This window comes from Olsenella phocaeensis, from assembly GCF_048189965.1.
Lineage (GTDB): Bacteria > Actinomycetota > Coriobacteriia > Coriobacteriales > Atopobiaceae > Olsenella_I > Olsenella_I phocaeensis.
Map to the genome: position 1 here is coordinate 24,952 of NZ_DBEZHV010000014.1, position 6,104 is coordinate 31,055.

The following is a 6,104-nucleotide window of genomic DNA, read 5'->3' on the forward strand; positions in this document are numbered from 1 at the left end:
GGCTCCAGCGGGCGATTGGGGCAGGCGGCTCCAACGGACGCGGGCGGCTGCAAAGTTGGCTGCGAACTTCTCCTCCGTGGGATTGGCTGCGTCCCCCGTGGGGTTAGCTGCGGACTTCTCCCCTTCCAGAGTCCGCATCTAACGCGCCGAATCCTGGGGTCTTGCATGTTGCACGACCAAACGCATCGTTGGCTGCGTAGTTTGCCCTCGCAAAACTGCGCAGCCAACTTCTTTAGGGCGTGCGGACGACTTCTCGGGCGCGCGGACGACTTCCAGAGCCGCCTAAAGCAGTCCTAGCGCCTGCATGGGCGGCGCGAGCAGGATGGGCATGAAGGCGGACGGGAGCATGTTGGCCACCTTGAGGTCGGTCAGCTTGAGCAGGTTGGTCCCCACCGCGAAGAGCAGCACCGACCCCGCGAGCGCCACCTCGGCCACGACCTCGGAGGAGAGCAGTCCTCCCAGCACGGCCGCGAGCGCGCTCAGCACGCCCTCGTAGACAATCAGGCTCACCCCGCAGAAGGGCACGCCGATGCCCATCGTAGCCGCGAAGGGGATGCACACCACCAGGTCGATGACGCCCTTTGACACCAGAGTCGCGTGGTCGAGCTGGATTCCGCTCTGGAGCGAGCCCATGATCGCCATCGCCCCCGTGCAGGTGAAGAGCGTGGCCGACACGAAGCCCTCGGAGAAGCTGCCCAGGCGCTCGCTGCCTTCGAAGGCCGCGTTGATGCGTCGCTGCGCCCAGGAGCCCAGACGCGTGACCTGGCGGTCGATGTCCAACCAGAAGCCCAAGAGGCAGCCCAGGGCAAGCGAGAGGGTCGCCACGATGACGCTGCCGCCCTGCGCCATGCCCTGGACCCCCACGAGCACCACGCAGAGGCCCTGTCCCTTGAGGAGGAAGTCCCCGAGCTCGTCCGAGGCCCGGCTCTTGAACGCCAGGCCTATGAGCCCGCCCACGAAGGCCTCGAGGCCGTTTGCGATAGCACCAATGAGAAACACCGTGGAGCCTCCCCCGCGCGCATGCGTACCGTGCCCGCCCACAATAGTGCAACGGGCGACGGCCGAGAGCGCTGGCGGTCGCTCTTCACCTCACGCCGACGCTCGTCGCGCCTCTCGCCAGCTCCGTTACGTCGAACGCGTCTCTCGCCAGCTCGAGCACGTCAAACGCGTCAGCCGTGTGCGCCAATACGTCCAACGCGTCTGATGCCTCTACGTTTGCCCAGTTGAGCGGCGGAGAAAAAACGCGATCGACGTAGTCGAGAGTACAACGCACGCACTGGACGTAGTCGCGACGCAGATGCGCGCGCTGGACGTAGTCGCGACGCAGACGCACGTGTTGGGCGTAGTCGGGAGCAAGACGCACGCGCTGGACGTGGTCGAGAGCACAACGCACGCGATCGACGTGGTCACGGCGCGGACGAACAACGCACGGTCGCCCGCGCCCGAGGCCTAGTCCCCGAGCAGCTTGAGCAGGTCCTCTCGCCTGAGCGAGGCGAGGCTCATGCCCTCGCCCGACCCCACGACCTGCTCCGCAAGGTCGCTCTTCGCCTCCTGGAGGGCCAGGATGCGGTCCTCGATGCTGTCGCGCACGATGACCTTGTAGACCATGACGTCGCGGGTCTGGCCTATGCGGTGGGCACGGTCGGTCGCCTGGTCCTGGGCGGCGGCGTTCCACCAGGGGTCGGCGTGCACCACGATGGAGGCACCGGTCAGGTTGAGGCCCGTGCCGCCCGCCTTGAGCGAGATCAGGAACACCGGGGTCTCGTCCTCGTTGAAGGCGTTCACCAGCTCGAGGCGCCTCCTCTTGGGCGTCGCCCCCGTTATGGTGTAGTAGGGGTGCCCACGTTCGTCCAGCTCGTGCGCGATGAGGGCGAGATAGCTCGTGAACTGCGAGAAGACGAGCATCTTGGACCCCGAGTCCACGGCGCTCTGCACCAGCTCGAGCACCGCGTCCAGCTTGCAGGAGGGGCCGTCGTAGTCCTCGAAGAGGAGGCGCGGGTCGCAGCAGATCTGCCTCAGGCGGGTGAGCTCCGCCAGGACCTGGAGCTTGCCCGAGTCGAAGCCGTCGTCGCTCTGCCTGGTGAGCGAGAGGCGCAGCGCCTGCTCGCTGGCGGAGTAGAGGCTCCGCTGCTCCCCCTCCATCCGGGCGTAGACCACCTGCTCGAGCTTCTCGGGCAGGTCGTGCAGGACCTCTCGCTTGAGGCGGCGGAGCACGAAGGGGCCCACGGCGGCGCGCAGCCTCTGGGCGACCTCCTCGTCACCCTCCACGATGGGCTGCTCGTAGCGGTCGCGGAAGCGGTCATAGGAGCCCAGGAGCCCCGGCATCAGGAAGTCGAAGATGCTCCAGAGCTCCGAGAGCCGGTTCTCTATGGGCGTGCCGGTGAGGGCGAAGCGGTGGCGCGCGTCGAGCGCCTTGACCGCGCGGGCGGCGAGAGTCTCGTGGTTCTTGACGTACTGCGCCTCGTCCAGCACCTCGCACCACAGCGGCATGGCCATCCAGGCCTCCACGTCCCGCCGCAAGAGGTCGTAGGAGGTGACGAGCACCTCGTGGCCCGGCTCCCTGCGGACGCGGTCTCGCTCCGTCGCCGTGCCCGCGACCACCGCCACGTCCAGCTGCGGGGCGAACTTCTCGAACTCGGCCTGCCAGTTGTAGACCAGGGAGGCCGGGCACACGATCAGGGTGAGGCCCCTGCCGCGGCGGGCGAGCAGGAGCGAGATGAGCTGCAGGGACTTACCCAGTCCCATCTCGTCGGCGAGAATCCCGCCGAAGCCCATGTCGCAGAGGGCGCTCAGCCAGCCGAAGCCCTCGGCCTGATAGGGCCTGAGCAGGCCGGCGAGCGACGCGGGCGGCTCGTAGTCCGCCGGGTCGTGCGAGCGGAAGTCGCGCAGGAACTCCCTGAACGACTCGTCCTTCTCGTCGTCCGAGACCAGGGTGTCGAGGAGGGCGAGCTTGTAGGAGGGGATCCGGGCATGCCCGCTGGCAAGCTCCCGCGAGCCAAGCCCGAGCTCGTCGGCGAGGCGCTCCGCCTCGTCCAGGTCGAGGCCCGAGAGGTCAACGAAGGAACCGTCCCTGAGGCGGTGGAAGCGCTTGCGTCGGCGGTAGCTCCCGAGCAGGGCATGGAGCTCCGAGAGCGGCAGGTCGTCGGCGGACACGCTGAGGTCGATGAGGTTGGACCTCACGGAGAGGCCCAGGCGCACCCGGGGCCTGGCGTCGCTCGCCAGGCGGTCGAACTCGGGCGTCGTGAGCACCCGGCCCATCGCGGCGAACTCCGCGAGGCCAGAGAAGAGCAGGCGGGCAATGGCATCATCGGAGCGGGCGGGTATGCGGGCGAGCCCCTCCCCCTTGCGCCCCGACAGATAGCGCAGGGCGAGCTGACGGGCGCCGGCCTCGGCCTCGAGGTCACGCCCAGGCTCCACGACGGACCCCAGCTCGTAGGCGAGCACGTGGTGGCGGCGCTCGCCATAGGCCGCCTGGACGTCGCAGCTCACGCCCTCCCTGTCGTAGTCGAGGTAGAACTCGACCTGGCAGGGCAGCGGTCGCAGCTCGTCCAGTGACTCGGGCAGCTCCACGTCCATGGCTCGCTCGAGCTTGGGCAGGAGGTTCGCCGCGAAGCGCGGTGCGTCGGCGGCGGAGAGGAGCAGCTGGGGAAGCGGGCTCCCGAAGACCCCGGTGAGGAAGGGCGCCACGCGCTCGAGGCGGGCCGGGCAGCGCCAGAGGGTGTCCCCCTCCACGGCATAGAGGTGCTCGTCGGTGGAGAAGAACTCCGCCGACCCCTGGCGCTCAAGCTCGTAGGAGTCGTCGCCGGCGGGGCGTACGGCCAAGCGCAGGCGGGGCTCCCCGTCGCGCACCACGACGCGCCGGGTCGACGCTGGCCTGCGGGCCAGGGCGGGCACGCTCTCGAGCTCCAGCTCGCTCCCCAGCATGAGCTCGAGAAGCTCGTCGGCCTCCGGGCCGGACAGCCTGAGCTCCCGCCCCGCAGACGATCCCGAGGCGCCCGACACGCCGAAGACCCTGCCGCCAAGGCGCTCCGACGAGAAGGCCCTCCGGTTCTGCACCGCACGCGAGAGGAAGCGCAGGAGCTCGCGGGAGGGCAGGTCGAACATGCGCTGCTCGTGCACGAAGGCGAGCCTCTTGCCGTACTCGAAGAACTCCTCCCCCTGCACGGCCTGGACCAGGCCCGAGATGCTCCGCACCACGTAGGAGCCATGCGAGCCCCCTATGCGAAGGCGCAGGAAGAGGTCGCGGTCGCGCACCAGCGTGGGCAGAAGCCGGACGCCGCCCGGGCGCTCCGGCGTCTGGCCGCCCACCACCACGTGGCGCGCCGCCTCGCTGCGGTCGAGGAGCTCGCCCAGGACGGACGAGGTGCTGGCGTGCATGGTGCGGCTGTGACCCTCGTACGACTCGGGGCTGGCGTTGTAGTCGAGGGCGAGGGCGATGCTGTGCTTGCAGGGGCCGGGGTAGCGATCCGAGGCGGGGCAGGTGCAGGAGTAGGAGGCGACGCGGTCGGCCGCCTCGTCGAAGGCGATGCGCGCGTCGTAGTGGTCGGCGTAGCCCGACGACGACGCAACCCTGCCCGACAGCCTGGTGAGGGCCCCGTCATAGTCGCAGGACCTCCGGCCGATGGACCCCGGGCGATGCGCGATGATACGGCCCCTGCCAAGGATGGCGGGCCTGCAGGCACGGCTCAGGGCGATCTCGGAAATCACGGGGCCTCCTCACGGGTTGCGCTCGCCGCGCCGCCGGACGGGCGAACGGTAGCGAACCAGCGTAGCCCATCGGAGGGCGCCAGGCGGGCAGACGAGGCCAAAGCCCACCATAACTACGGGAACGGGATAACTACGGGAACGGGACCCGACGAGACGCCACAGGGGGCGCACCGCCTCCGCCTACGCGCGCCCCTTGCCCCTGCCGCCGGCGAGCTCGCTCACCAGCACGGCGGAGAAGACCAGCACGAAGCCCAGCGCCAGCTGGGGCGTGAGGGGCTCGCCGTAGAGGAGCACGCTAAAGAGCATGGCGAAGACGCTCTCGAGCGAGAGGAGCAGGGCGGCGCGCGAGGGGTCCACCTTCTTCTGGGCGACGTTCTGTATGAGGAGCGCCACGACCGAGGCCAGGACGACCAGATAGGCGAGCTGCAGCCAGAAGTCGGCCCCCAGGTCGAGCGCGTGCGGCAGGGGCTCGCGGGCGAGCGCGTAGGCGAGGCTCACCGCCGAGCTCACGAAGAACATGACGATGGTGAGGGTCACGCTGTCGTGGGCGCTGCCGTAGCGGCCCACCGCGACGATGTTGAGCGCGAAGAAGAGCGCCGAGAGGAGGGTGAGCCAGTCTCCCCCGGAAAGCCAGGGCGAGAGGTCCCCCCGAAGCGAGACGAGACCCACCCCCACCAGGCACATGAAGGCGGCGACCAGGTTGTTCGCGCCGGGACGCCGCCTCTGGACCAGCCAGTCGACGAAGGGGACCATCACGCAGTAGGTGGCGGTGAGAAGGGCGTTCCTGCCAGGGGTCGTGTCGGTGAGGCCGACGTTCTGTATCAGGAAGGCGAGACCCTCGGGCAGGCCCACCATGAGGCCGGCGACGAGGTGGCTACCGTCGAGGTTGTCGCGCAGGCGCCTCCAGAAGACGGCGGCGAGGATCGCCCCCGCCAGGAAGAAGCGGGCGGCGAGCAGCCAGCCGGGGCTCACGGCGTCGAGCGCGCCCTTGAGCACGACGAAGGCGCCGCCCCAGATGATGGTGGTGACGACCAGGGCCAGCTCGAGCGCCCAGGCGGGGATGTTCGACGAGTCTCTCATGGCTGGGATTATACGGACTCACGCCGCCACGGCGGGACGGACACCCGGCGCACGCCTCCCGCCCCGCGCGCGCAGCCCGCAGCCCACGCCGGGGGCCCTCTCTCCCGGGGACAGCGTCCCATGCATTGGCGCGCATGGAGACCCGCCCTTGCCCTAAAATGGACCTGTCTGGCACATGCGACGCCAGATTCACCGGAGAGGGGCGCCAGGGGAAGGGAACCAGGGCGCCATACGTGGTGGAGAGGAGAATCATGCAGTATTCCGCAGAAGTGGAAGGGATGTGCCCCGTCGCCAAGGGCGCGTACCACGGTCCTGCA

At 69.3% G+C, this 6,104-nt stretch carries 3 protein-coding genes; all 3 read right to left on the minus strand.

What is annotated here, in order from left to right:
* Window positions 1–282: 282 nt before the first annotated feature.
* The 3 genes from ACMPH2_RS07280 to ACMPH2_RS07290 all read right to left on the minus strand — a co-directional run bounded on the left by ACMPH2_RS07280 (window position 283) and on the right by ACMPH2_RS07290 (window position 5,787).
* Window positions 283–999 (minus strand): DUF554 domain-containing protein, encoded by a 717-nt coding sequence (locus tag ACMPH2_RS07280; RefSeq protein WP_417119070.1) that lies wholly within the window; start codon window positions 997–999, stop codon window positions 283–285.
* Between the two features lie 450 nt (window positions 1,000–1,449).
* A complete protein-coding gene (locus ACMPH2_RS07285) occupies window positions 1,450–4,707 on the minus strand; it encodes an SNF2-related protein (RefSeq protein ID WP_417119071.1) in 3,258 nt (1,085 codons plus the stop codon).
* Between the two features lie 180 nt (window positions 4,708–4,887).
* The gene (locus tag ACMPH2_RS07290) at window positions 4,888–5,787 is read right to left on the minus strand and encodes a DMT family transporter (RefSeq protein WP_417119072.1); all 900 of its coding nucleotides are present in this window, start codon (window positions 5,785–5,787) and stop codon (window positions 4,888–4,890) included.
* Between the last annotated feature and the right edge of the window lie 317 nt (window positions 5,788–6,104).